The 25005-nt window shown below is 48.1% G+C and carries 20 protein-coding genes and 19 tRNA genes; 26 read left to right on the top strand and 13 right to left on the bottom strand.

The features are described 5' to 3' along the window. Nucleotides 1–47: 47 nt before the first annotated feature. Nucleotides 48–1283: a DUF2066 domain-containing protein gene (locus MTO69_RS03935; RefSeq protein WP_248331298.1), complete on the bottom strand. Its 1236-nt coding sequence runs from the start codon at nt 1281–1283 to the stop codon at nt 48–50. Nucleotides 1284–1542: 259 nt separating this feature from the next. Here MTO69_RS03935 and MTO69_RS03930 point away from each other — a divergent pair, with 259 nt between their 5' ends. Beyond that, on the top strand, nt 1543–2790 hold the full coding sequence (locus tag MTO69_RS03930) for a uracil-xanthine permease family protein (protein WP_248331295.1): 1248 nt from the start codon (nt 1543–1545) through the stop codon (nt 2788–2790). Between the two features lie 103 nt (nt 2791–2893). Here MTO69_RS03930 and ybaK read toward each other — a convergent pair whose 3' ends face one another. From ybaK to hemA, 8 genes are all read right to left on the bottom strand, one after another. Continuing rightward, entirely contained in the window at nt 2894–3370 is a 477-nt protein-coding gene (ybaK, locus tag MTO69_RS03925) for a Cys-tRNA(Pro) deacylase (protein WP_248331293.1), read from the bottom strand. Nucleotides 3371–3456: 86 nt separating this feature from the next. After that, nucleotides 3457–5118, bottom strand: coding sequence for a bifunctional UDP-sugar hydrolase/5'-nucleotidase UshA (ushA, locus tag MTO69_RS03920; RefSeq protein WP_248331291.1), 1662 nt, complete (start codon nt 5116–5118; stop codon nt 3457–3459). Nucleotides 5119–5497: 379 nt separating this feature from the next. After that, nucleotides 5498–6349 carry a 3-deoxy-8-phosphooctulonate synthase gene (kdsA, locus tag MTO69_RS03915; RefSeq protein WP_248331289.1) on the bottom strand — a complete coding sequence of 284 codons (852 nt, stop codon included), beginning with the start codon at nt 6347–6349 and terminating at the stop codon, nt 5498–5500. Between the two features lie 46 nt (nt 6350–6395). Continuing rightward, entirely contained in the window at nt 6396–7205 is an 810-nt protein-coding gene (locus MTO69_RS03910) for a SirB1 family protein (RefSeq protein WP_248331286.1), read from the bottom strand. A gap of 27 nt (nt 7206–7232) precedes the next feature. Beyond that, nucleotides 7233–7616: a SirB2 family protein gene (locus MTO69_RS03905; protein WP_248331285.1), complete on the bottom strand. Its 384-nt coding sequence runs from the start codon at nt 7614–7616 to the stop codon at nt 7233–7235. A gap of 14 nt (nt 7617–7630) precedes the next feature. Next, nucleotides 7631–8491, bottom strand: a complete 861-nt coding sequence (gene prmC / locus MTO69_RS03900) for a peptide chain release factor N(5)-glutamine methyltransferase (RefSeq protein ID WP_248331283.1) — start codon at nt 8489–8491, stop codon at nt 7631–7633. A gap of 4 nt (nt 8492–8495) precedes the next feature. Beyond that, nucleotides 8496–9584: a peptide chain release factor 1 gene (prfA, locus tag MTO69_RS03895; RefSeq protein WP_248331282.1), complete on the bottom strand. Its 1089-nt coding sequence runs from the start codon at nt 9582–9584 to the stop codon at nt 8496–8498. Between the two features lie 46 nt (nt 9585–9630). Next, nucleotides 9631–10887, bottom strand: coding sequence for a glutamyl-tRNA reductase (gene hemA, locus MTO69_RS03890; protein WP_248331281.1), 1257 nt, complete (start codon nt 10885–10887; stop codon nt 9631–9633). Between the two features lie 161 nt (nt 10888–11048). On the opposite strand from hemA, the gene lolB reads away from it, so the two are divergent. The 24 genes from lolB (at nt 11049) to MTO69_RS03770 (ending at nt 18139) form a co-directional block, all read left to right on the top strand. Continuing rightward, nucleotides 11049–11663, top strand: coding sequence for a lipoprotein insertase outer membrane protein LolB (lolB, locus tag MTO69_RS03885; RefSeq protein WP_248331280.1), 615 nt, complete (start codon nt 11049–11051; stop codon nt 11661–11663). Further along, the gene (gene ispE, locus MTO69_RS03880; RefSeq protein WP_248331279.1) at nt 11660–12532 is read left to right on the top strand and encodes a 4-(cytidine 5'-diphospho)-2-C-methyl-D-erythritol kinase; all 873 of its coding nucleotides are present in this window, start codon (nt 11660–11662) and stop codon (nt 12530–12532) included. Before lolB ends, ispE begins: the two co-directional genes overlap by 4 nt. A gap of 29 nt (nt 12533–12561) precedes the next feature. Continuing rightward, entirely contained in the window at nt 12562–13506 is a 945-nt protein-coding gene (locus tag MTO69_RS03875) for a ribose-phosphate pyrophosphokinase (protein ID WP_248331278.1), read from the top strand. 146 nt (nt 13507–13652) lie between these two features. Next, on the top strand, nt 13653–14243 hold the full coding sequence (pth, locus tag MTO69_RS03870) for an aminoacyl-tRNA hydrolase (protein ID WP_248331276.1): 591 nt from the start codon (nt 13653–13655) through the stop codon (nt 14241–14243). Nucleotides 14244–14253: 10 nt separating this feature from the next. Continuing rightward, nucleotides 14254–15345 carry a redox-regulated ATPase YchF gene (gene ychF, locus MTO69_RS03865; RefSeq protein WP_248331274.1) on the top strand — a complete coding sequence of 364 codons (1092 nt, stop codon included), beginning with the start codon at nt 14254–14256 and terminating at the stop codon, nt 15343–15345. Nucleotides 15346–15614: 269 nt separating this feature from the next. After that, nucleotides 15615–15691: transfer RNA gene (locus tag MTO69_RS03860), tRNA-Met, on the top strand. Nucleotides 15692–15730: 39 nt separating this feature from the next. Next, nucleotides 15731–15815 (top strand) — tRNA-Leu (locus MTO69_RS03855). A gap of 28 nt (nt 15816–15843) precedes the next feature. Continuing rightward, a tRNA-Gln gene (locus MTO69_RS03850) sits at nt 15844–15918 on the top strand. Between the two features lie 154 nt (nt 15919–16072). Further along, nucleotides 16073–16149, top strand: a tRNA-Met gene (locus MTO69_RS03845). Between the two features lie 54 nt (nt 16150–16203). Further along, nucleotides 16204–16288, top strand: a tRNA-Leu gene (locus MTO69_RS03840). Between the two features lie 28 nt (nt 16289–16316). Beyond that, a tRNA-Gln gene (locus MTO69_RS03835) sits at nt 16317–16391 on the top strand. 91 nt (nt 16392–16482) lie between these two features. After that, nucleotides 16483–16567: transfer RNA gene (locus tag MTO69_RS03830), tRNA-Leu, on the top strand. 28 nt (nt 16568–16595) lie between these two features. Next, nucleotides 16596–16670, top strand: a tRNA-Gln gene (locus tag MTO69_RS03825). A gap of 91 nt (nt 16671–16761) precedes the next feature. Continuing rightward, nucleotides 16762–16846 (top strand) — tRNA-Leu (locus MTO69_RS03820). A gap of 28 nt (nt 16847–16874) precedes the next feature. Then, nucleotides 16875–16949, top strand: a tRNA-Gln gene (locus MTO69_RS03815). Nucleotides 16950–17036: 87 nt separating this feature from the next. Beyond that, nucleotides 17037–17121: transfer RNA gene (locus MTO69_RS03810), tRNA-Leu, on the top strand. A gap of 19 nt (nt 17122–17140) precedes the next feature. Continuing rightward, a tRNA-Met gene (locus MTO69_RS03805) sits at nt 17141–17217 on the top strand. Nucleotides 17218–17271: 54 nt separating this feature from the next. Next, nucleotides 17272–17356 (top strand) — tRNA-Leu (locus MTO69_RS03800). Between the two features lie 28 nt (nt 17357–17384). Beyond that, nucleotides 17385–17459, top strand: a tRNA-Gln gene (locus MTO69_RS03795). An 86-nt stretch (nt 17460–17545) separates the two neighbouring features. Continuing rightward, a tRNA-Leu gene (locus MTO69_RS03790) sits at nt 17546–17630 on the top strand. Between the two features lie 28 nt (nt 17631–17658). Beyond that, a tRNA-Gln gene (locus MTO69_RS03785) sits at nt 17659–17733 on the top strand. 86 nt (nt 17734–17819) lie between these two features. Next, nucleotides 17820–17904 (top strand) — tRNA-Leu (locus MTO69_RS03780). Nucleotides 17905–17923: 19 nt separating this feature from the next. Further along, nucleotides 17924–18000 (top strand) — tRNA-Met (locus tag MTO69_RS03775). Nucleotides 18001–18054: 54 nt separating this feature from the next. Then, a tRNA-Leu gene (locus tag MTO69_RS03770) sits at nt 18055–18139 on the top strand. A 179-nt stretch (nt 18140–18318) separates the two neighbouring features. Here MTO69_RS03770 and MTO69_RS03765 read toward each other — a convergent pair. The 4 genes from MTO69_RS03765 to flgK form a co-directional block, all read right to left on the bottom strand. After that, complete coding sequence (locus MTO69_RS03765) at nt 18319–19452, bottom strand: flagellin (protein ID WP_176288369.1); 1134 nt, start codon at nt 19450–19452, stop codon at nt 18319–18321. Between the two features lie 497 nt (nt 19453–19949). Next, nucleotides 19950–21095, bottom strand: a complete 1146-nt coding sequence (locus tag MTO69_RS03760; RefSeq protein ID WP_248331272.1) for a flagellin — start codon at nt 21093–21095, stop codon at nt 19950–19952. A 353-nt stretch (nt 21096–21448) separates the two neighbouring features. Beyond that, the gene (gene flgL / locus MTO69_RS03755) at nt 21449–22642 is read right to left on the bottom strand and encodes a flagellar hook-associated protein FlgL (RefSeq protein ID WP_248334329.1); all 1194 of its coding nucleotides are present in this window, start codon (nt 22640–22642) and stop codon (nt 21449–21451) included. Between the two features lie 9 nt (nt 22643–22651). Then, nucleotides 22652–24526, bottom strand: a complete 1875-nt coding sequence (flgK, locus tag MTO69_RS03750) for a flagellar hook-associated protein FlgK (RefSeq protein ID WP_248331270.1) — start codon at nt 24524–24526, stop codon at nt 22652–22654. A 47-nt stretch (nt 24527–24573) separates the two neighbouring features. Between flgK and MTO69_RS03745 the strand changes: the two genes are divergently transcribed. After that, nucleotides 24574–24840: a hypothetical protein gene (locus MTO69_RS03745; protein WP_248331268.1), complete on the top strand. Its 267-nt coding sequence runs from the start codon at nt 24574–24576 to the stop codon at nt 24838–24840. Nucleotides 24841–25005 lie beyond the last annotated feature (165 nt).

Here is a 25005-nt window from a genome sequence, read left to right as displayed (position 1 = left end):
TAAAAAAGGTCTGGCACTGCCAGACCTTTTTATTGGTGATTGCGAGTTTACTGAGTCAGTACGCTTTGACTCTCACTCTGTTCTGAAGCGCTAGGAAGCTCAGCTTCAGGTTGGGGCGCAACATAAGGCTGACCTTGCCATTCAAAGACCAGTACCATCTCGGTAGGAATAACATTCGCCTCTGGCTGCACATCAACCACTAAACCATTATCGACTAGATCTTGCTGCTGACTGCCGTCAGTCAATGGCGTTGGCTCAGGCAGTGTTGCTGGTAAGCTGACTGGCGGGACTTCACTGACACTCTCAAGCTGCTGCACATCTTTAACACTACGCATTTCCTGCTCAAATTCTTGCTCTGAAGAGAGAAGATGTATCTTAAACGTTACTTGGTTGCCTTGTATCTTCAAGATCTCCAATGACGCCACTGAGCTGAGTGATTTGAGCTGGTTCTCTAGGGTAAAGAAACTGACTGCGTCGTTAAGCTCGGTAAAACGTGCTTTCACCGCTTGAGATGATTCGCTCGCGACTAGAACCGCACTCTTCTTGGCATAGTAATCGCTAATCTGCTCAATCATCTTACTCGCGGCATCGCTGCCATTATTCGAACCTGCAAGCGGTGCCTGGCGAGTGACGCCTATGGTATTTGGCTTTTGGTCGTAGAGTGTCCAGCGGACGTTGTTGCCCTGAGCTTTGACCACCAGCACTGCGTCAACAGGATAACGCTGACTCGCCTCTCCAACCGGCTGAATGAAACCGCCCCATAAATCGGAAACCGCCACACCGGTAATGTCATCGAAATCTCCAACAGGGACAGTCAACGGCAAACCGCGCTGTTCGGCTTTACGCTTCATCTGTTCTAACACAGCAGAAGGTGAGTGCTCCCAGACAATATTACGTTCATTTTGCTCTTCAACTAACCACACCAATAGATTGGCACGAGCGGCAGGCCAAACAGGTAATTGTGCCTGACTTAACAAAGAACGGATGTGCGGCGCACTAAACACCATTCTCAATGTTTGCTGCCCCTCAGATTGGCCATAACTCAACTGTGTTAAATACTGAGCGCTTTGCCCGAGTGCTTTAGCAACCACTGGGTTATTAGGCGCACTGACATCGCCAGAGGCGCGGATGATCACCTCTTTCATCCCTTCAACCCGTGCAGTGGTATCGGCATTATCTGACGACTGGTCGATCACCACTTCACTGCGGTAAAGATCAACATTGGTCAGTGCCATGGCGGGAAGAGCAACCAACCCTAAAACAAACAGTGCTATATGACGCATAGATTTCCTATGTTCCGTTCCATTAAAACGTGAGAGGTCGATGATAAGCAACTATCGCCAGCGGAGCAACCAAAGCCAGAACGAAGCGTTAAACCAAATGCCTTTTTGCTCACATCTATTGAGGCCAGCAATAGATTATACCTAGAATATTTGATCTAGTTCAGATTGCAATCGTTTGCCAGGGTGATAAAATCGCGCGAATTTTATTTTCATCGAGCAAGGTTTTGCTCTAAGACTCGCCATCTAAAGGAATAACAAAATGAAAAATGCCATTCAAGGTGCACAAATGCTGTTCGTTGCATTCGGCGCATTGGTGTTGGTGCCTCTGCTGACCGGACTCGATCCTAGTGTTGCACTATTCGGTGCTGGTGTCGGTACCCTTCTCTTCCAAGTGATCACTCGTCGCAGCGTCCCTATCTTCCTCGCCTCTTCTTTTGCCTTTATTGCTCCCATTTTATACGGCGTACAGACTTGGGGCGTGCCTGCCACTATGGGTGGTCTAATGGCGGCTGGTTGTGTTTATGTCGCGATGGGGGCCCTGATCAAAATTCGTGGTGTCGAAATCATCCATCGCCTACTTCCACCCGTGGTTGTCGGGCCGGTAATCATGGTGATTGGCCTAGGTCTAGCACCGGTTGCAGTCAATATGGCACTGGGTAAAGTGGATGGCGCTCAAGTGATTGATGCCAACGCGTCGCTGGTTATCTCGGTGGCTTCGCTGCTCACCACTATTGCCCTGAGCGTTTTTGCCAAAGGTTTCCTCAAACTCACCCCAATCCTTGGTGGCATTGTGGTCGGTTACTGCTTGAGCCTAGGTTATGGAATTGTCGACTTTACTCCTGTCCAACAGGCGGCATGGTTCGCACTGCCAAACTTCACCTTCCCTGAGTTCAACATCAACGCGATTCTATTCATGATTCCGGTGGCTATCGCGCCTGCTGTAGAGCACGTTGGCGATATGCTGGCCATCTCTAACGTAACTGGCAAAAACTACGTTAAGAAACCGGGACTACATCGCACCATCACTGGTGACGGCGTGGCAACCATTGCCGCATCCATGGTCGGTGCTCCGCCAAACACCACCTACTCTGAAGTCACCGGAGCGGTGATGCTAACAAAAGCATTTAACCCAGTGATCATGACTTGGGCGGCCGTGTCTGCCATCGTCCTAGCCTTAGTGGGTAAGTTAGGCGCTGCGCTGCAAACCATCCCAATGCCAGTTATGGGCGGCATTATGATTTTGTTGTTCGGCTCTATTGCGACTGTCGGTCTGAATACCTTAATCAAGAATAACGTTGACCTGCATAAGTCACGCAACCTTGTCATTGTGGCCATTACCCTAGTATTTGGTATCGGCGGCATGGCATTCGGTGTTGGCGAGTTCAGCCTTCAAGGCGTGAGCCTATGTGGTATTGTGGCAATTATTCTTAACTTGATCCTACCTAAAGACCTAGGTGAGAACCACGTGGTCGACAACGCACAAATGGAAGAAGAAGTTAAGAGTTAACAGCTACGAGTTACGAGTTACGAGTTACGAGTTACGAGTTACGAGTTACGAGTTACGAGTTACGAGTTTATGTTGAGGGTTGGTGTGTACACATCAACCCTTTTTATTTGAGACAAAGCTCAACAAATTGCGCCCTAGTGAGTTGTGCTAGGTCTTTGGGGGCGAGCTCAATCTCTAAGCCGCGCTTACCCGCGCTTACACAAATTGTCTCGTTCTGCAGCGCGCTGCTATGAATAAAAGTCGGCAAGGCTTTCTTCTGCCCTAACGGACTAATCCCCCCCACCACATAGCCTGTGGTTTTCTGCGCGATTTCTGGATCGGCCATTTCTGCTTTCTTCGCTTTAGCTGCCTTTGCTGCGAGCTTAAGGTTGAGCTTGTGAGCGACGGGGATAATGGCAACAGCTAGATTCCGCGCTTCGCCATTAAGACTGAACAGTAACGTTTTGAAAACGGTGGCAGGATCTTGACCCATAACCTCCGCTGCTTCGAGTCCGTAACTCTCAGCGCGCGGGTCATGCTCGTACTGATGAATGGTATGCGCCACTTTTTTCTTTTTAGCAAGGTTGATTGCAGGAGTCATGCTCCCTCCGGTTCGAACAGAAAAACAAAAACGCTACTCCGAAGAGTAGCGCTTTAGCTTAATAATATTAATAAGTTGCCGTCAACTTACTTGTAGACCATCTCACCTGATGGCGCGTACTCGTTAACATCAACTGGGCTGTTTGCTTCTAGGTACTCTTTCAGTACTTCTGCATCGACGAAACCAGTGTTAACGTGACCTGGGTGGTCAGTCAGTTTAGGGTAACCGTCACCACCCGCCGCGTTATAGCTTGGCACTGTGAAACGGTAAGTTTCGTCTAGACGAAGTTGTTTACCACCGATGAACACGTTAGACACCTCACCGTTTGCAACCGTCATAGAGATACCCGCGAACTGAGCATAAGCACCTGAGTCGACAGGTTTGGTTGCCACTACGTTCAAGTAGTCTAGGACTTCTTGGCCCGACATATCCGTGTAAGTCAGGATGTTAGCAAATGGTTGTACTGTCAGTACGTCTTTGTAGGTTACGTCGCCCGCTTCGATTGAGTCACGTACGCCACCTGAGTTCATGACTGCGAAGTCGGCTTTTGCACGCTCCATGTGAGCAGTCGCAATTAGTCGGCCTAGGTTAGTTTGCTGGAAGCGAACTACGTTACGATCACCTTCAAGCTTACCGTTGGTCTCAGCGATCTTAACGTTAAGCTGAGCTTGACCTTGCTCTTGGAATGGACGTAGGAACTCAAGCAGTTCTTGGTCTTGTGCGATCTCATCTTCGATCAAGACACGCTGACTCTTACCATCAACTTTGATTTTCTTCTTCAAGTTAACTGGGATCAAGTCGTAGCTTACCATCTCTAGCTCGCCGTTACGGAATTCGTAATCAGCACGGCCAACGTATTTACCCCACTCGTGAGCCTGAACGATGTAAGTGCCATTTTGCATGTCTGGTTTACATTCGTCAGAAGGCTTGAAGTTTTTCTTAACAACGTTTGGCGCTTCCATACAAACTGGCTCTTGCGAGTGACCACCAACGATCATGTCAAGTGAGCCTTCATTTAGGTAGCGAGCCAGAGCAACATCACCAGGTGCGTTAACACCACGCTTGCCATCTTCGTAGTGACCCATGTGCGTTACCGCGAAGATAAGGTCTGGTTTTTCTGTTTTCTCCAGTTCTGCGATCAGCTTTTTCGCTTCTTCTTTCGGATCGCGGAAGTCGATGCCACCGATGAACTCTGGGTTACCGATTTTCTGCGTATCTTCAGTGGTTAGACCGATAACAGCAACTTTAATCCCTTGTAGATCGAACATTTCGTAAGCCTGGAACATGCGCTCGCCAGTTTGCTTGTCATAAATGTTTGCTGAAAGCATTGGGAAGTTTGCCCACTCTTTTTGCTTCATTAGCACGTCTAGCGGGTTGTCAAATTCGTGGTTACCTAGAGCCATGGCATCGTAGCCAATTTTGCTCATACCTTTGAAGTCAGGCTCTGCATCTTGAAGGTCAGACTCTGGTACGCCAGTGTTGATATCACCACCAGAAAGAAGTAGCGAGCTACCACCTTCAGCCGCGATCTCAGCGCGAAGTTCATCGATGAGAGTTTTACGAGCAGCCATGCCGTACTCGCCATATTTATTCTGCCAAAAACGACCATGATGGTCATTGGTGTGAAGAACGGTCAACTTATACGTTTTATCTGCTTCCCACTCATGCTGAGGAGCCGTTGCACAACCAGCGAGAGTTGCAAGAATTGCTGCGCTAATGGCGCTTTTTACGATCAGGCCTTGCTTCATTGTCATACCTTTTGAACTTATGGGGATTTCCACTGCTTTTTCTTACTGCTCTTTATGAATAGACGGACTTAGCAAAAAAGTTCGAACAGAGCAGTAAAACTTGAACTAGTTTAAATTAACATTCATAACCTGACAGGCGGATTTCATATTTATGTCGGATAGATCACCATAAAATCCCCCCAAATGTGTAACAAAGCGTCAAAATTGCACTTCGATAAATAGAGGATCACAAGCAATCGTTTTACTGTGAAGTGAGGCAAGGCGGGCTGGGACTGTGACAGTTAGCGTTTACTCAACAGAGTTAGATAACATGGTCAAATTTCTGACGAAATAGCAACAAAAAAGGGCCAATCGACTTGGCCCTTTTATGGTCACTATATTATTTGATATCGATATGTTCGAAGCTCTTGATCAGGTCGTCTAGTGCTTTCATTTGTACTAGGAATGGCTCCAATTTATCCAATGGTAGCGCCGATGGACCATCACAACGCGCTTGATCTGGATTTGGATGCGCTTCAATAAACAGTCCCGCGATTCCTGTTGCCAAGCCCGCTTTCGCTAGCTCAACGGTTTGCTCACGACGACCACCCGATGCGGCGCCCGACGGGTCACGCATTTGCAGTGAATGGGTCACGTCAAAGATGATTGGGCTGCCATTTGAGGCTTTCTTCATCACACCGAAACCGAGCATATCAACCACTAAGTTATCGTAACCGTGACAGGAACCACGCTCACACAAGATGATGTTGTCGTTGCCACACTCACTAAACTTGTCGACGATGTTTCCAACCTGACCAGGGCTCATAAATTGCGGTTTTTTCACGTTGATCACCGCACCCGTTTTGGCCATGGCTTCGACCAAGTCGGTTTGACGCGCTAAGAAAGCCGGTAACTGAATCACATCAACCACATCTGCCACTGGTTGAGCTTGGGCTTCAGTGTGTACATCGGTAATGATTTTCACGCCGAACGTCTGTTTCAGCTCCTGAAAAATCTTCATCCCTTCTTCCAGGCCCGGACCACGGTATGAATGAACAGAGCTGCGGTTTGCTTTGTCAAACGATGCTTTGAATACGTATGGAATACCGAGCTTCTCTGTGACTTTGACATAGTGCTCACAAATCTGCATCGCAAGATCACGCGACTCGAGCACGTTCATCCCTGCAAACAGGGTAAATGGCTTGTCATTCGCTACTGGAATATCACCCACGTGAACAATTTTCTGTTCCATTTTATTCTCTCTATTTCGATGTGATGCCATCCGCTAAAGGATGGACTTAATGTAAGGTCACCTGAGTCGAACTCATGGCAGTAACTTGATTCTTTAATAACTCTGACGCAGGGTCATCGGGGCACTGGTCAATAAAATATTGATAATCCGACAACGCAACTTGATGACAATCCAACTGCTGATAGATAAAGCCACGATCGCGTATTTCGTACGGGTCATCCGGAACGAACGTCAGTGCAAGGTCGGTGCATCTTAGTGCCAAAGTATAGCGCTCTTCGCGTAGTAAGGCACTTTTGAGTAGCGCCAGCCAACGGCCAATCACCGTGGGATTGTCTGCAGGTTGTAAATGTTGAGGTTTTAACTTAGCGAGCGGTCCTTTGTGGCCAATCAACCAAGCGCGCAGCGTATGCTCCGAGACGTATTCACCGTTAAATGGGTTCACGTACAACGGCTTACCATCATACCACTCTAGCTTCAGTAAAAACTGCGTAGGAAAGGTCACACCGATCAACGGGAAACCGAGCTTGCGGGCAATGTACAGAAGAACAGCGCCCAAGCTGACAGGGATTCCTTTGCGGTTCTCAAGCACTTTATCGACAAAGCCATTCTCGGAGTGAAAGTAGCTTTCACGATCCCCATAAAAGCCCCATTGATGGTAGAAGAGGCGTATCAATGCATCAAAACGCTGTTGTTCATCGCCTTCATTGACCAAGGCGAGTTCTGCCTCTTGCACCAGTCGATTAAGCTCAGCTTGCGCCCAGTGGACTTGGGTTTGAGGATTGATCGCTTTATTAAGAGCTAACGCCCCTTCGGCGAGCTCCATGGCATCAAAGTCTTCATCAAATAACTCAAACATACGGTTTTCGTTACCTCTTAAACCGGTTTAACCAAAAAACATTGGCGTTTTGGTTACCGCGACTTTACCTGCCATCGCCAACCAGCCTAAAGCGCCGAAGAATGAGAAAGTTCTGAGCAATTTGTTTTTGCCCAATTTAAGCGCGAAAAAGCCCAGTGCGATGTAGGCCAAGACACAAGTAATTTTTTCCGTTAGCCACGGCGCGGCAGCGGTAAAAGGAATAAAACCCGTCACGACAATTAGGTAGATACCTGAGATAAGCAGAAACGTGTCGTTAATGTGAGGCGCCACTTTAAAAAACTTTTTATCCAACAGTTTTGAATTGGCCATCATAAGTGCAAAACGGACAGATAACAGGGTGGCACTAATCACAATCGTTAACAGGTGGAAGTGCTTTAAACCTTCATACATGAGTATTTTCTCTCTTACATTTGTGGTGAATATTGACCGAGAGTAACACGGTCGTTATCCCCATAATCCTTGTAGGTGGCTACCTCTTGGTAGCCAAGTGAAACGAGTAACTGTCGCACTGCTGCACCTTGTTCAAAGCCATGCTCAAACATCAACCACCCCTGTTCAGCCAGGTAGTCGCGCGCTTGCGTGGCAATGTGTTTAATGTCTGCAAGCCCCTTTTCATCGGCGACTAATGCCGTTAGAGGTTCAAAACGCACGTCACCTTGCCCCAAGTGCGGATCATCTTTTTCGATATAAGGTGGATTGGAAACAATCAGTGCAAACTTTGTACCAGCAGCCAATGGCTCAAACCAGCTACCACATAAGAACTGAGCGTTAGCAATCTTGAGCGATTCTGCGTTGGACTGCGCCAGTTGCTGGGCCTCAGGCTGCAGATCGACGCCCCATACCTGCCTATGTGGCAGCTCGGAGGCCAGTGCAAGTGCAATCGCGCCAGTCCCGGTGCCTAAGTCAAGAATATCGCCCTCATGCAACGCGGCCTTTTCAAGGGCCAGTTCCACCAAGCGTTCTGTGTCAGGTCTTGGAATCAAAGTGCTCGGAGATACTTTCAGTGGCAGTGACCAGAACTCGCGCTCACCAATAATGTAGGCGACAGGCTCCCCTTTCAAGCGACGTTCGAGCAAGCTTTGAAAACGCTCACGCTGCTCATCGGACAGAACTTTCTCCGGCCAAGTAAGCAAAAACGAGCGCGACTTGTCTAGCGCGTGGCAAAGCAATACCGCAGCATCAAGAGAAGGCGAATCACTGCCGCTCTCTATCAACTGCTGAGCGGCCTTGTTAAGCATCTGCTCGACGCTGTATTCAGCCGACATTGAATTAGTGGCTCTCTGCCAGTGCCGCGAGCTGATCGGCTTGATGCTCTTGGATAACAGGGTCAATCAGGCTTGCCAAATCCCCTTCCATCACTTCGCTCAAGCGGTAGATTGTCAGGTTGATGCGGTGATCAGACACGCGACCTTGTGGGTAGTTATAGGTGCGAATACGGTCACTGCGATCTCCAGAACCCAACAGGTTGCGACGGGTATCAGATTCTTCTGCTGCACGTTTCGCCTCTTCTGCCTGGATAATACGCGCCGCAAGTACCGCCATCGCTTTAGCTTTGTTTTTGTGCTGTGAACGTTCGTCCTGACATTCAACCACTGTGCCGGTTGGCAAGTGGGTAATACGGATTGCAGAGTCGGTGGTGTTAACGTGCTGACCACCCGCACCTGATGCGCGGAAGGTATCAATCTTAAGGTCTGCCGCTTTGATTTCTGGGATTTCTGCTTCTGGAATTTCTGCCATCACTGCCACCGTACAGGCAGAGGTGTGCACGCGACCTTGAGACTCCGTTGCTGGCACGCGTTGCACGCGATGACCGCCAGATTCAAACTTCAGGACACCGTAAGCACCGTCACCCGATACTTTGGCGATCATCTCTTTATAACCGCCGTGCTCCGACTCGTTTGACGACATCACTTCAACGCGCCAGCCTTTTTTCTCGGCAAACTTGCTATACATGCGGAATAAGTCTCCGGCAAAAATACCCGCTTCATCGCCACCGGCACCTGCGCGAATTTCGAGGAAACAGTTGCGGTCATCGTTTGGATCTTTAGGTAGCAACAATATTTGCAGCTCGTCGGTCAGGCGCTCGATGGTCGCTTTGGCTTCTTTGATCTCTTCCTGAGCCATCTCACGCATTTCTTCGTCGTCTTCGTTAGCCATATCTTCAGCGGCCAGCAGATCTTCTTGCGCTTGCTGGTAGGCTTGGAAACACTTAGTGACTTCCTCGAGCTGAGAGTACTCTTTCGATAAAGCACGGAATTTATCTTGGTCGCCGATCACATCAGGATCGCCAAGTAGGTGTTGAACTTCTTCGTAGCGTTCAACCAGTGTTTCTAGCTTGGTTAAAATAGAGGCTTTCATAGTTTTCTTTAACTCAGGGGGTTAATAAAGTTGGCCGAAGACAACGCTAAGCGTTTTCTAGACCTAAACTTTGACGAATAATGGCAAGCTTTGCGGGCTCTCCTTTCTCGGCAGCACTTTGCAATGCACGAGTAGGGGCATGAATAAGCTTGTTGGTCAGCTTGTTGCTCAACTCTAACAGCACTTGTTCGGCGTCAGCGCCTGCTGTCAGAGCTTGTAAACTTTTATTAAGAAGCTCTTCGCGAACTTCGTTGGCCGATTGGCGATATTCGCGAATACTGTCAACCGCTTGCAATGAGCGCATCCAAGACATAAACGCCGCGCTCTCTTCACTGACAATCGCTTCTGCTTGAATCGCTTCGATTTTGCGCTGCTCAATGTTGCTGTCAACAATCGATTGTAGATCGTCCACTGTGTACAGATAGGCATCGTTCAGATCGCCAACTTGCGACTCGATATCTCGCGGAACGGCAATATCGACCAACAGCATAGGTTGGAATCGACGCGCTTTGAGCGCCGTTTCTACCATACCTTTACCTATGATAGGCAAAGGGCTAGCGGTAGAGCTGATCACAATATCCGCTTTGGCCAATTGATCAGGTATCTCAGGCAAACCAATGATGTGGGCGCCAAACTGCTCAGCCAATGGCAGCGCACGCTCCTTGGTTCGGTTAGCCACGATCATCTTAGTACAGCCATTGCCCGCCAGGTGTTTGGCAACCAGTTCAATGGTTTCACCAGCACCGACCAGCAATACCGTCGAGTCTTCAAGCGACTCAAAGATATGCTTCGCAAGGGTACACGCTGCATAGGCGACAGAGACGGCATTACCACCGATATCCGTCTCAGTGCGAACGCGCTTCGCCACTGAGAACGCCTTTTGAAACAGTTTTTCTGTCGCAGAGTCCACCGATTTACACTGTCTCGAGTCGGCATAAGCTTGTTTGACTTGACCGAGAATCTGCGGTTCGCCCAACACTAATGAGTCCAGCCCACAAGCGACTCGCATCAGATGGCGAATCGCCGCTTGTTCTTCATGAACATACAGGCTTGGTTTCAGTTCTTCTGGGGTCACTTGATGAAATTGGGATAACCACTCGACGATTTTACTTTTGCCGCCGTTTTTAACGTCACAGTAGATCTCGGTGCGATTGCATGTCGAAATGATCACACTGCCGTTAACGGTTGGGTTTTGGTTCAATTGCTCTAGTGCTTGCGGCAGTTTTTCGGGACCAAAAGCGACCTTCTCACGCAGCTCAACGGTGGCCGTATTATGGTTGATACCTATAGCAAGCAAAGACATGAATGATGTTTTCTCTGATTCAAGCGATGGACAAATAAGGTCGGAATTTTACTTGATGGCCCCGTTTAATGAAAGGGGAAAGCGGATATGATTTCTTGAGTTCGTGATTTCAATGATATAGTGAGCACCGACTTAGGGCAAAACTGGATAATTTATCAGCAATGACTCGACTTATACGCGTGCTATCGGTTTTTCTTTCTGTAGCCATCTTGCTTTCAGGCTGTACGACGCTGGAAAGCACCACTAATGTGGAGTGGCAAACCCACCAGTTGCGGTTGGCCAATATTCATCATTATCAGAGTGTGGGAAAACTGGGCTATATTTCGCCGCAGCAGCGCCAGTCGCTCAATTTTCAATGGTCTTACGCACCAGACAACACTCAGTTGAGACTCACCACCTTCCTCGGCCAAACCGCCCTCAATCTCAATGCAAACGCCACGGGCGCCTCCGCAGAGACTTATGATGATCAAAGGTTCGAAGCGAATTTTGCCCAAGATCTTATCAACCAACTTACCGGTTTGAACTTGCCGGTCGAACCTCTCAACGAATGGTTACTTGGTCGTCCTACCGATGCCGATGAGTACAGTCTCAATGATACCAATACTCTGGCCTGGCTAAGCAAAAACGTGGCAGGTCAAAACTGGCGTTTAGAGTATCTTTCTTACCAAGATGTCCAACATCAAGGTAGCGCGCTGCCTGTGCCGAAAAGAATCAAACTGACCCAAGGCGATATCACCATCAATATCATGATTACTAAGTGGACGTTAAACCCATGATCACAGAAACAACGCATTGGCCCTCTCCCGCTAAACTCAATCTGTTTCTTTACATTACCGGACGTCGTGACAACGGATACCATGAGCTGCAAACCCTGTTTCAGTTTCTCGATCACGGCGATGAGTTAACCATCACCGCCAATCAGAGTGGCGTCATTACTCTTTCCCCTGAGATTGCTGGGGTGGCTGTGCATGACAACCTTATTTGGAAAGCCGCACGGGCACTGCAACAAGCGACCAACACTTCCTTTGGCGCTGATATTGAACTGAAAAAAGTCTTGCCGATGGGCGGCGGGATTGGCGGTGGTTCTTCGAATGCCGCTACAACTTTGGTCGCGCTGAATCATCTGTGGCAGACCGGATTAAACGAGCAGCAATTGGCCGATATCGGCTTGACGCTTGGCGCCGATGTACCTGTGTTTACCCGCGGCTTTGCGGCCTTCGCCGAGGGCGTCGGAGAAAAACTGACCAAAGCGAACCCTGAAGAAAAATGGTACTTAGTGGTTAGGCCAAATGTTTCTATTGCGACTGTGGATATTTTCACCCACCCGCAACTGACGAGAAACAGTCCAAAACGTGACCTGGCAACACTTCTTGACAGCGCATACGGAAACGATTGCGAAAAAATTGTCCGAATGCTGTACCCAGAGGTTGATAAGCAACTTTCATGGCTGCTACAATACGCGCCGTCGCGGTTGACCGGGACAGGATCGTGTGTTTTTGCTGAATTTTTGAGCCAAAATGACGCTGAATCTACCCTCGGGAAACTGCCAGACACTGTCTCCGCTTTTGTGGCAAAAGGCAAAAATGTCTCTCCTTTGTACGAGACATTGGCTAACTATCGATTAGCCCACTCACAATCTATTTAAAAACTGGACGCAACCCTGAGGTTTCCACCGTGCCTGATATGAAGCTATTTGCTGGTAACGCTACACCTGAACTAGCCCAACGTATTGCTGATCGTCTATACATCTCTCTTGGTGATGCTACTGTTTCTCGTTTTTCTGATGGCGAAGTCGCTGTTCAAATCAACGAAAACGTACGTGGTAGTGATGTTTTCATCATCCAATCTACTTGTGCACCAACTAACGACAACCTAATGGAACTAGTAGTGATGATTGACGCAATGCGCCGCGCTTCAGCGGGCCGTATTACAGCAGTTATCCCTTACTTTGGCTACGCACGCCAAGACCGCCGTGTTCGTTCTGCTCGTGTGCCAATCACTGCTAAAGTTGTTGCTGACTTCCTTTCTAACGTTGGTGTTGACCGCGTTCTTACTATCGACCTGCACGCAGAGCAAATCCAAGGCTTCTTCGACGTACCTGTTGACAACATCTTTGGTACGCCAGTCCTACTTGAAGATATGCATGCACGTGGTTTAGAAAACCCAGTCGTTGTTTCACCAGACCTAGGCGGTGTTGTCCGCGCTCGCGCAACCGCAAAAGCACTCGGTGACATCGACATTGCCATCGTTGACAAGCGTCGTCCACGCGCCAACGTTTCTGAAGTGATGAACCTTATCGGTGATGTTGAAGGCCGTGACTGTGTGATCGTCGACGACATGATCGATACCGGTGGTACACTTTGTAAAGCCGCTGAGGCGCTTAAAGAGCGCGGTGCTAAGCGCGTGTTCGCTTACGCAACTCACGCTGTGTTCTCTGGTAACGCCGCACAAAACATCGGTAACTCAGTCCTAGACCAAGTCATCGTGACTGACTCCATCACGCTTCCTAAAGAGATGGAAGCGACGGGCAAGGTCACCTGCCTAAGCCTATCTCGTATGCTAGCGGAAGCGATTCGCCGCATCAGCAACGAAGAGTCAATCTCAGCAATGTTCAACTAATCGAACAGCGCGAACCGACTGACAAAACACCCCTTTCTTGGGGTGTTTTTTTATTTTCGCCGCTCAGCCCTGCTCTCACCTCGCCCGACAGCAGGTTTGTGTGCTATCATACTGCGCTTTTTGAGATTCCAAGAGAGATCCGAACCTTGAGTCAGCCAATAAAACTTCTTGTCGGCCTTGCTAACCCTGGGCCTGAATATGCCAAAACTCGGCACAATGCAGGTGCTTGGGTAGTAGAAGAACTCGCGCGTATCCATAATGTCACGCTAAAAAACGAGGCCAAATTCTTTGGCTTAACTGGGCGTATTGTGGTCAATGGTCAGGATCTCCGCTTACTCATTCCAACGACCTTTATGAACCTTTCAGGTAAAGCGATTGCTGCGATGGCAAAGTTCTATCAAATCAAGCCTGAGGAAATCATGGTCGCTCATGATGAGTTGGACTTACCCCCAGGCGTCGCTAAGTTTAAGAAAGGCGGTGGGCATGGAGGCCACAACGGACTGCGTGACACCATAAGCAAACTTGGTAATTGCAAAGATTTCTATCGTCTACGGATTGGTATCGGCCATCCGGGACACAAAGATAAAGTCGCCGGTTTTGTGTTAGGCAAAGCGCCGGCAAAAGAGCAAGAGCTTCTTGATGCAGCAGCCGACGAATCTGTTCGCTGCTTAGACATTCTGTTAAAGGATGGCTTATCAAAGGCACAAAACCGTTTACACACGTTCAAAGCTGAATAAGGTTACTATCATGGGTTTTAAATGTGGCATCGTTGGTCTGCCAAACGTCGGTAAATCAACTCTGTTTAACGCACTCACTAAAGCTGGCATCGAGGCGGCTAACTTCCCGTTCTGTACTATCGAGCCAAACACAGGCGTTGTTCCTGTGCCGGATCTACGACTAGATGCTCTAGCCAAGATCGTTAACCCGCAAAAGATCCTCCCAACAACAATGGAGTTTGTGGATATCGCGGGCCTAGTTGCGGGTGCATCACGTGGTGAGGGCTTAGGTAACAAATTCCTAGCCAACATCCGCGAAACAGACGCTATCGGTCATGTGGTTCGCTGTTTTGAGAACGAAAACATCGTTCACGTTGCAGGTAAAGTATCACCAATCGAAGATATCGAGGTGATCAACCTAGAGCTTGCAATGGCTGACCTAGATTCTTGTGAGCGCGCGATTCAGCGTAATGCTAAGAAAGCCAAAGGTGGCGACAAAGACGCTAAGTTCGAACTGACCGTCCTTGAAAAGCTACTCCCTGTGCTTACAGAAGGTGGCATGGCTCGCACTGTCGAGCTATCGAAAGAAGAGCTAGCGGCAATCGGATACCTCAACTTCCTTACGCTTAAGCCAACCATGTACATCGCGAACGTTAACGAAGATGGCTTCGAAAACAACCCATATCTTGACGCGGTACGTGAGTACGCTGAGAAAGAGAACAACGTAGTGGTTGCTGTGTGCGCGGCGATTGAATCAGAGCTGTCAGAACTCGACGACGAAGATCGTGAAGAGTTCCTTGCCGACATGGGTATTGAAGAGCCTGGTCTTAATCGCGTCATCCGCTCTGGATACGAGCTACTGACTCTGCATACTTACTTCACGGCAGGCGTTAAAGAAGTACGTGCATGGACAATCCCGGTTGGGGCAACTGCGCCACAAGCTGCGGGTAAGATCCATACCGACTTCGAGAAAGGCTTCATTCGTGCTGAAGTGGTTGGCTATGACGACTTTATTCAGTTCAACGGTGAAAGTGGGGCGAAAGACGCCGGTAAATGGCGTTTAGAAGGTAAAGATTACATTGTAAAAGATGGTGATGTTGTTCACTTCCGTTTCAACGTGTAATTTATCGCCAAGTTATTGACTTTAAAAGCCAGCAGTTTTGCTGGCTTTTTTATTTCCAGCCAACAAACTTAACGATTAACTCTCGAAAAACGTGCCACTTTGTTATCAGTTTTCGATCATTAACACACCTCTTTGTTTAAAAAGAAACCGAACAGTTGATTTCTGAGGATTTATTCAAAAAAACTGTTGACGGCTCTGCCTCAACTTCGCATAATGCGCGCCGTTCCCGACGATAAGGCATGCCTTCTCTGGGAACAAAAATAAGGTTTGGCTACGTAGCTCAGCTGGTTAGAGCACATCACTCATAATGATGGGGTCACAGGTTCGAATCCCGTCGTAGCCACCATTCCTAAACGTTTTTACTTGAGAACGATTAGGAATAGATGCGGAAGTGGCGGAATTGGTAGACGCACCAGATTTAGGTTCTGGCGCCGCAAGGTGTGAGAGTTCAAGTCTCTCCTTCCGCACCATTATTTAGGAACACTCGTTGTTCTCTGCAGGGCTATCGCCAAGCGGTAAGGCAGCGGCTTTTGATGCCGCCATTCCCTGGTTCGAATCCAGGTAGCCCTGCCATATTCTAAAAAGGTTCAATGATATAGAGCATCTGATGCCCCATTCATTGTCTCAGGTTAGGCTCTCGTAGCCTACCCTTTTAAAAGTGTTAAGCCTTTCACAAAAAGGGCTTGTCACTAAGAGCGCGAAGGTTTATATTGTCTCGCTCACGAGTGGCTACGTAGCTCAGCTGGTTAGAGCACATCACTCATAATGATGGGGTCACAGGTTCGAATCCCGTCGTAGCCACCATTAATACAATCTAAATAAGATTCTCCAATTATCTTGTTTAGTACAGAATAAGTTGCGGAAGTGGCGGAATTGGTAGACGCACCAGATTTAGGTTCTGGCGCCGCAAGGTGTGAGAGTTCAAGTCTCTCCTTCCGCACCATTATTTAAGAACACTCGTTGTTCTCTGCAGGGCTATCGCCAAGCGGTAAGGCAGCGGCTTTTGATGCCGCCATTCCCTGGTTCGAATCCAGGTAGCCCTGCCATTTTTTATGATTCTAGTGGCTAAATACCAGTCGTTAGGATCCCTAGACTAAACCTCTAGGAACTAGGAACTACCTCCTAGGCACTGATTATGCGGAAGTGGCGGAATTGGTAGACGCACCAGATTTAGGTTCTGGCGCCGCAAGGTGTGAGAGTTCAAGTCTCTCCTTCCGCACCATTATTTAGGAACACTCGTTGTTCTCTGCAGGGCTATCGCCAAGCGGTAAGGCAGCGGCTTTTGATGCCGCCATTCCCTGGTTCGAATCCAGGTAGCCCTGCCATTTTTTATGATTCTAGTGGCTAAATACCAGTCGTTAGGATCCCTAGACTAAACCTCTAGGAACTAGGAACTACCTCCTAGGCACTGATTATGCGGAAGTGGCGGAATTGGTAGACGCACCAGATTTAGGTTCTGGCGCCGCAAGGTGTGAGAGTTCAAGTCTCTCCTTCCGCACCATTATTCAAGAACACTCGTTGTTCTCTGCAGGGCTATCGCCAAGCGGTAAGGCAGCGGCTTTTGATGCCGCCATTCCCTGGTTCGAATCCAGGTAGCCCTGCCATTCTTTTGAATGGTTGATCATCTAACTGGTCAGGCATACAACGTTAAGTGAGTTATACCAATGACTCTCTTAGCCATAAATTAAGACGCGGAAGTGGCGGAATTGGTAGACGCACCAGATTTAGGTTCTGGCGCCGCAAGGTGTGAGAGTTCAAGTCTCTCCTTCCGCACCATCTTAATTTAGCTTTTGATGGCTACGTAGCTCAGCTGGTTAGAGCACATCACTCATAATGATGGGGTCACAGGTTCGAATCCCGTCGTAGCCACCATTAATACAATCTAAATAAGATTCTCCAATTATCTTGTTTAGTACAGAATAAGTTGCGGAAGTGGCGGAATTGGTAGACGCACCAGATTTAGGTTCTGGCGCCGCAAGGTGTGAGAGTTCAAGTCTCTCCTTCCGCACCATTATTTAGGAACACTCGTTGTTCTCTGCAGGGCTATCGCCAAGCGGTAAGGCAGCGGCTTTTGATGCCGCCATTCCCTGGTTCGAATCCAGGTAGCCCTGCCATTCTTTGAATGGTTGATCATCTAGCTGGTCAGGCATACAACGTTAAGTGAGTTATACCAATGACTCTCTTAACCACAAATTAAGACGCGGAAGTGGCGGAATTGGTAGACGCACCAGATTTAGGTTCTGGCGCCGCAAGGTGTGAGAGTTCAAGTCTCTCCTTCCGCACCATTATTTAAGAGCACTCGTTGTTCTCTGCAGGGCTATCGCCAAGCGGTAAGGCAGCGGCTTTTGATGCCGCCATTCCCTGGTTCGAATCCAGGTAGCCCTGCCATTCTTTGAATGGTTGATCATCTAGCTGGTCAGGCATACAACGTTAAGTGAGTTATACCAATGACTCTCTTAACCACAAATTAAGACGCGGAAGTGGCGGAATTGGTAGACGCACCAGATTTAGGTTCTGGCGCCGCAAGGTGTGAGAGTTCAAGTCTCTCCTTCCGCACCATCTTAATTTAGCTTTTGATGGCTACGTAGCTCAGCTGGTTAGAGCACATCACTCATAATGATGGGGTCACAGGTTCGAATCCCGTCGTAGCCACCATTAATACAATCTAAATAAGATTCTCCAATTATCTTGTTTAGTACAGAATAAGTTGCGGAAGTGGCGGAATTGGTAGACGCACCAGATTTAGGTTCTGGCGCCGCAAGGTGTGAGAGTTCAAGTCTCTCCTTCCGCACCATTATTAACAAACCCAGCCAATGGCTGGGTTTTGTTTTATCTGCTATCAGTGTTTTTAACCAGACACATCAACCACCTATTTATTGTGCGACTGGTATGATCGCTAAACGAAAAAAAATCCAGCCGAAGCTGGATTTTTGCTTTAAGTCATGACTTTATAGTGTGCTAAAAATCAACTTTTTAGCCTAAAAGCCCCAACGCTGAGTTGGGCGCTTGCTTTGCTTGGGCAAGAACAGAACTCGACGCTTGAGTCAGGATCTGAGACTTAGTCAATGCCGTGGTTTCTTTGGCAAAGTCTGTGTCTTTGATTCGGCTCTTCGACGCATTCACGTTTTCGTTGATGTTATCTAAGTTGTTAATCGCATGGTTGAAGCGGTTTTGGAAAGCACCAAGCTCAGCTCGGTGGCTGTCTACAAATTTCAGAGCGGCATCGACAATCGCCACCGACTCTTGAGCCCCACCCACTGACGTAACATCAATGGTATCAACAGTGACAGCTTTAGCTTCACCAATGCTTAGCTCTCCAGCCAAGCTACCACCAAATGTCGCGACGCCATCGACATTATTATTGTCAGTAAACAGTTGCAATTGACCATCTTCGTCAACCGATGCTTTAACAAGATCAGTTTGACCATTGATATAGGTCGCAAGCTCTTCGATATCGTCGCCTACTTTGGCATTGATCGTGACATTCTGCTCTTGGCCAAATTTGTCAGTCAGCGCAATAGTTAAGTCGTTGGCGCCCTCTTGCACTGCCCAGTCTTTACCTTGACCATTAGCCGCAACGTAGCTGTTACCACCCATCATCGTATTATCGCTGCGCATGTTGTTCATAGTGAGCATCACAGCTTCACCATTATCTGCACCGATTTGGAACGACTTAGTAGCAAAAGTTCCGTTAAGAAGCTTGTTGCCACCAAATGACGTGGTTTCAGCGATACGATTAAGCTCATCATTCAAAGCCGTGATTTCTTCTTGAATCGCCACTCGCTCTGATTTCGAGTTGGAACCGTTCGCCGATTGCAATGATAGATCACGCATACGTTGTAAGATGTTGGTGGTTTCATTCATGGCACCCTCTGCGGTTTGTGCCATCGAAATACCATCATTTGCGTTGCGTACCGCGACATCTAGACCACGACTTTGGACATTCAAACGGTTTGATATTTGTAGACCCGCAGCATCATCTTTGGCGCTGTTGATCTTAAAACCGGAAGAAAGTCTCTCCATCGACGCTTGTTGAGCGGATGACGCGCTATTGAGATAGCGTTGGGCCGTCATTGCTGCAACGTTTGTATTTACATTAACCGCCATAGTGGTTTCTCCTATTGATTTCCGTAGACCGGAGTTGAGGTTTCCGACGTCTCGGCAAACCAGTAGTTCTCTCAAAGTAACCTTATTAACGACTAAAAACTGATTAACTTTAGAGCTATTTGGTCATAAAAGGAGAAAATTAGCGGGGATTAAATGCAACTTGATGAACTTAGCAACTATGAAACAAATTGCTAAAGAATTGATGAAATCTGTCGATATAGCGCGCTTACTTACACGGACAGGAACCGTCCATGATAGCAGATGGTTTTTGTACATGAAAAAGAAAAGCCCCTTTTCCTTTGAGAGAACCGGGGCTATTTTGGTAGCCAAACCAATTGGAGATCGAGAGAAATGATCTTGGCTTGGCCGCCTGCTACATAGATGACTCCAGCAATGGAGCAGGTGAGAGAGAGAACTCCATAACCTTATCACCTATGTTTGCCGTCACACCTCCACTAACCCTACGTCTAGGTTAACGTTAGTGAAGCCGTTGACCACTACTGCAATAGCGACATTGCAGAGTTTGGCAACTGTTTTGCTTGAGCAAGTATCGACGTACCCGCTTGTTGCAGAATTTGCGCTTTCGTCATCGCTGTGGTCTCTTTCGCGAAGTCAGTATCGCGGATTCGACTGTTCGATGCTTCTACGTTTTCTTGGATGTTCGCCAAGTTGTTAATGCTGTGGCTGAGACGGTTTTGTTTCGCACCTAAATCTGCACGCTGAGAGTCAACGTATTGCAGTGCTGCATCAACAATACCTACCGCATTCTGAGCGCCACCCACTGAGCGAACATCAATATTTTGTACTGTGGTTTTCACGCCTGGGCCGCCTTCTAGGCCGAGTTCACTGGCTAGTCCACCCGAAATATTAAGGTTACCCTCTAGGTTCGGCTCAGCGGCAAAGATTTGCAGTCTACCATCTTGATCAACCGACGCTTTCAGTTTGTCAGTCTGACCATTAATGTAGGTAGCCACTTCCTCGATGTCATCACCCTCTTTTGCGATGATATCAAGAGTAATCGCTTCACCATCTTTGGTGGTAAATTCGAACTTAAGATCTTTTGCGGTCGCAGGTACGCCCCAGTCTTTATCTTTTGCCTTTTCAGGGTCAGAGATAAAGGTCTGTCCACCCATGCGCGGCTCATCAGCACGAACACTGGTTAAACCCATGATGATCGCTTCACCCGAGCTAGCACCAATCTGGAATGATGCTTCACCAAACGAGCCGTTGAGTAGCTTACGGCCACCGAATGAGGTCGTTTCTGCGATACGGTTCAATTCGTCTTGCAGGGCCGATACCTCTTCATGCAGCGCTTGGCGCTCAGAAGCTGAGTTGGTACCGTTGGCCGATTGCAACGACAAGTCACGGATACGCTGTAGAATCGAGGTCGATTCGTTCATTGCACCCTCTGCGGTCTGTGCGATCGAAATACCGTCATTGGCGTTACGCATCGCGACGTCCAAGCCACGAGACTGCGCGGTTAAGCGGTTCGAAATCTGTAGACCTGCAGCATCATCTTTGGCGCTATTGATCTTTTGACCTGAAGACAAACGTTCCATCGAGGTATTAAGATCACCGGTCGCTTTGTTCAGGTAACGTTGAGCGGTCATCGCTGACACGTTCGTGTTTACATTAATGGTCATAGTTTGCTCTCCTATTGAGTTCGCAAGTGCTTGCGAAGCGGCCAGCTATGTCTCATTTGGAAGCACTGACCGTGAATGCCTTGCTAAGCAGGCTCAAGACCTGCTTAAAACTTGTTTGTTCAACTCTGCACTAACTAATTCAAGTTGTGTGCCAATTTTAAGAAACCAATCGGAAAAATTAAAATTTCCACATATATTAGTCACTTATGTAACATGTTCAGGCTTTATTCGGATTGAATATTTTCTGTTCAAATCCGGCGGCAACCTGATTGCCGCTTAATTGCCACTCTTTTGCCACCCGGTGGCATATCTTCTATCTCGCACATATGGCATTAGCACATAAGGCATTGAGCTTAGATGTAATTAAATAGAGTGAGATCTTTTGTTTTACCAAACGCTTGCTGCGATGCCTGCAACGCGCGCGAGTTTTCATTAAATTCGATAATCGCTTCGGCATAGTCCAAATCTTCAAAATTACTCTTCGACTTTGCCAACGTCATCTTGAAGTCTGCATGTTGCTCTTCTTGAATATCGAGCGTATTTAAACGAGCACCAACATCGGTGCGCGCTTTGGTTAAGTGAATAAACGCAGAATGAAACTCTTGAGTGATCTGATGCAACTGCGCGGTGTTAGATGCGTCTGATACTGAGCCCTCAGATAGCCTCATTGCATCTTTGAACGTTTCAAAAATACTGTAGCTACGACGAGGCTCTAATGTGATCTCATCACCTCTGGTGATTTGCCCTTTCACTTGAATCGACACATCTTCGTATTTGATCCCTTTGGTCGGGTCAAACGTGTCAGCCTGGACTACAGAACCATCACGCTCCAACTGATACCCGTACTGACCGTTTGGCATATCGACAAACGTTACCTTATAAGTCGAGTTGTCATCTGGGTTCAAATTAATGGCGCGCTCAAGCAGCAGTTCAGACGCTTCTTGCAAATTGTATTGAGGGGAAAAATCGCCAAACGGATTATCGATTTCCATAAACAGCTTACTGCCAGGATCGTTGATTGGCATTTCAAGGCTGTTGGAGATCTTCATCTTGCGCTGGTAATCGTCGCCCGCATAAACCACATCGCCGTTTCTATCTCTAAAGAAAGGCTGATTCTTCGGTTTGGTGCCGGCAAAAATATAGTTACCCGATTCGTCTTGTACATTAACCAAGTTAAGGAAATTCGCGGCAAGCTCTTGAATCTCGCGACGCTTGGCCAAGCGATCTTCTGGAGATAACGCACCGTTGATCATTTCCATCACGGTTCGCTTAGCCTCATCAGTAAACTGTTCGGCGTTAGAAATGATCACTTCATGATGCTCAAGACGGTTTCGAGTCAGAACAATCGCATCGGTATATTGGCGCAACTGCTCTTTCTGTTGACCGATATTCTGGATGTAATGTGTCGCCAATGGATCATCACTGGCTTTCATCAGTTTCTTACCCGAAGCCAACTGCGCTTGGTTATGATGGACTTTCGCTTCTTGGCGACGAAGATCGTTTTGTACCGACTGATAGTTGTGGAAGCTGGAAATACGGTTCATGATTTACGCCTCCTATCTCAATGCCAAAATCGTATTGAAGGTATCATTGGCGGCTTGCATGATCCGCGACGACGCCATATACGCTTGCTGAAATTTCATCATATTGGCCGCCTCTTCATCGAGGTTAACCCCGGCAATTGACGCAACGCGTTCTTGCGCGGCCTCTTTCTCCAAACGAGACACATCGGTCAGACGCGATGCGGTCGACATTTGCAGCCCCACATCGGTATTGAGGTTGTGATAAATGTCCAAGATGGTCGATTCACCATCATTGAGTTTCTTATCGGTCTGAATGTTCTGCATCTTTCTCAAGTTGCCGTTATCGCCTTCTGATGGGACAAGGTTTGCCGTAAACTTATCGTTCGGCAAAGCGCCATCCGTTAGCTCGAAACTTGTGCCTTGGACCGTCACCACACCTGATGGTGGATAGGCCTGCGGTTGCAACAGTATGTTGCCTTTGGTATCGGTTACGGCAAATTGAGTGCCATCTGGAGAAATCACCACTTCAAACTCACGCAACGCCCCCGCTGCTTCGATGCGGAACTTAGCCTTACCTTGAGCAAAGGTGGTCGACGCTTCATAGCTCTGTGCGGCGATATCACTAGGGTCATTGGTCTCGAGCTTCATCTGCGCTGCGCCACTGCGGGTAGGACGCAGAAGTACCCGTTCACCGGATTGTAAACCTTCGCGAATTTCAATGCGTAGACCATCGATGCTGATTGCATCATCCACGACCGGCACCACGAACTGCTCTCCAGACGGACGAGTAATATAGTAATCGCCATCGTTGTATTGCAAGGAGTACTCACCACCAACGAGATCAGCGGTGTTTTCTATATATACCGCGAGATCGGCAGTAGAATTAGAAGCCGTGACGACACGAGATTTAGCCACAATGTCAGAGTTGACGTCGGTAAACATCAATCCGCCAATGTTGCCACGCAAATCCAGGCCTTGTGACTGTAGCTTGTTGACTTCATAAGAAAAAGAGGTAGCCAACTTACCCAACTCATCCATTAACTGCGGGATTTTTTCATCACGCATTGAGAGCATGGCACCAATTTTTCCGTCAATGTCTTTGGTGGTAATGGCTTTGATCCCTTTCCCCTCAATCATCGCAAGGCGACGTTGATGAACATCGGGATAACCATCAATCATTTTAAGTTCACTGGCTTCGGTCCCAGACACGAGTGTATGGCCATTGCCGATATGAATATTAAAGCCTTCAGCATTTTTACGCGGCGTCACTGTTACCTTAGTGTACTCAGATAGCTCTGCCACCAGCTTTTCATGGGTGTCCATCAAGTCGTTATGCGGGCCAGGTGTACGCATCATCAAGCGATGCAAATCTCGAATCTCTAGCGCCAGTTGGTTAACGCGCTCGATACCCAAATCCAGTTTTTTATTGGTGACATCAGACTGACGACGGATGGTCTCATGGAAATCGTTGAGGTTTTGCGTGATCAGTTCAGCCTTTTCTAGCACCACTTTACGCGCGCCGACATCATTAGGACTATCCGCCAATGACTTCACGCCATCAAACCATTCGTTGAGGTTTTCTGGGATCTTTTTCGATGCAACCGACGAGAGCATATTGGATAGCATCTCCAAATTCTCTTCGTTATCGACTTTGTTGGCATAATTGGTGGTGGAAAGATTCAACTCATTAACGGCAAATTGATCCCAAGAGCGGCGAACTTTTTCCACGTGGACACCCATACCGTAGGTTTCCCCACCGTATTGGCGCGGCATATTTGTGCCTTGTATCACCGACTGACGGCTATAACCCTCTGTATTCACATTAGAGATGTTATGACCTGTGGTGTTCAGTTGTCTCTGAGCCGTCAGCACACTTTGTGCACCAAGATTCAGAAGATCAGACGCCATATTGCCCCCAAGAAACCTTTAAAAATCAGTAAAAACTGAGTATCTGTATGAGAAATTGCAATATGTGTGCCAAATCGAGAAGCGAGAAGCGAGAAGCGAGAAGCGAGAAGCGAGAAGCGAGAAGCGAGAAGCGAGAAGCGAGAAGCGAGAAGCGAGAAGCGAGAAGCGAGAAGCGAGAAGCGAGAAGCGAGAAGCGAGAAGCGAGAAGCGAGAAGCGAGAAGCGAGAAGCGAGAAGCGAGAAGCGAGAAGCGAGAAGCGAGAAGCGAGAAGCGAGAAGCGAGAAGCGAGAAGCGAGAAAATCTTGGAAGGTTGACCATGCATGTCAACCCTTTTCCTTTAAATTCAGACGATTAAGCTTAAGTTCCGTCCAGCTTAGCCTGCCACTTTCGACTCGCTCATTAAAAGCCCTACTCGAAGGGCGCAGCCCGTTCTAAATTCTCGCAGGACGAAGTCCGATCTCGACTCTCGGAGCAAAGCG

This window comes from Vibrio sinaloensis (genome assembly GCF_023195835.1).
Taxonomy (GTDB): Bacteria; Pseudomonadota; Gammaproteobacteria; order Enterobacterales; family Vibrionaceae; genus Vibrio; species Vibrio sinaloensis_C.
The sequence above is the reverse complement of the archived record's forward strand: the minus strand, read 5'-3'. Positions and strand labels throughout refer to the sequence as shown.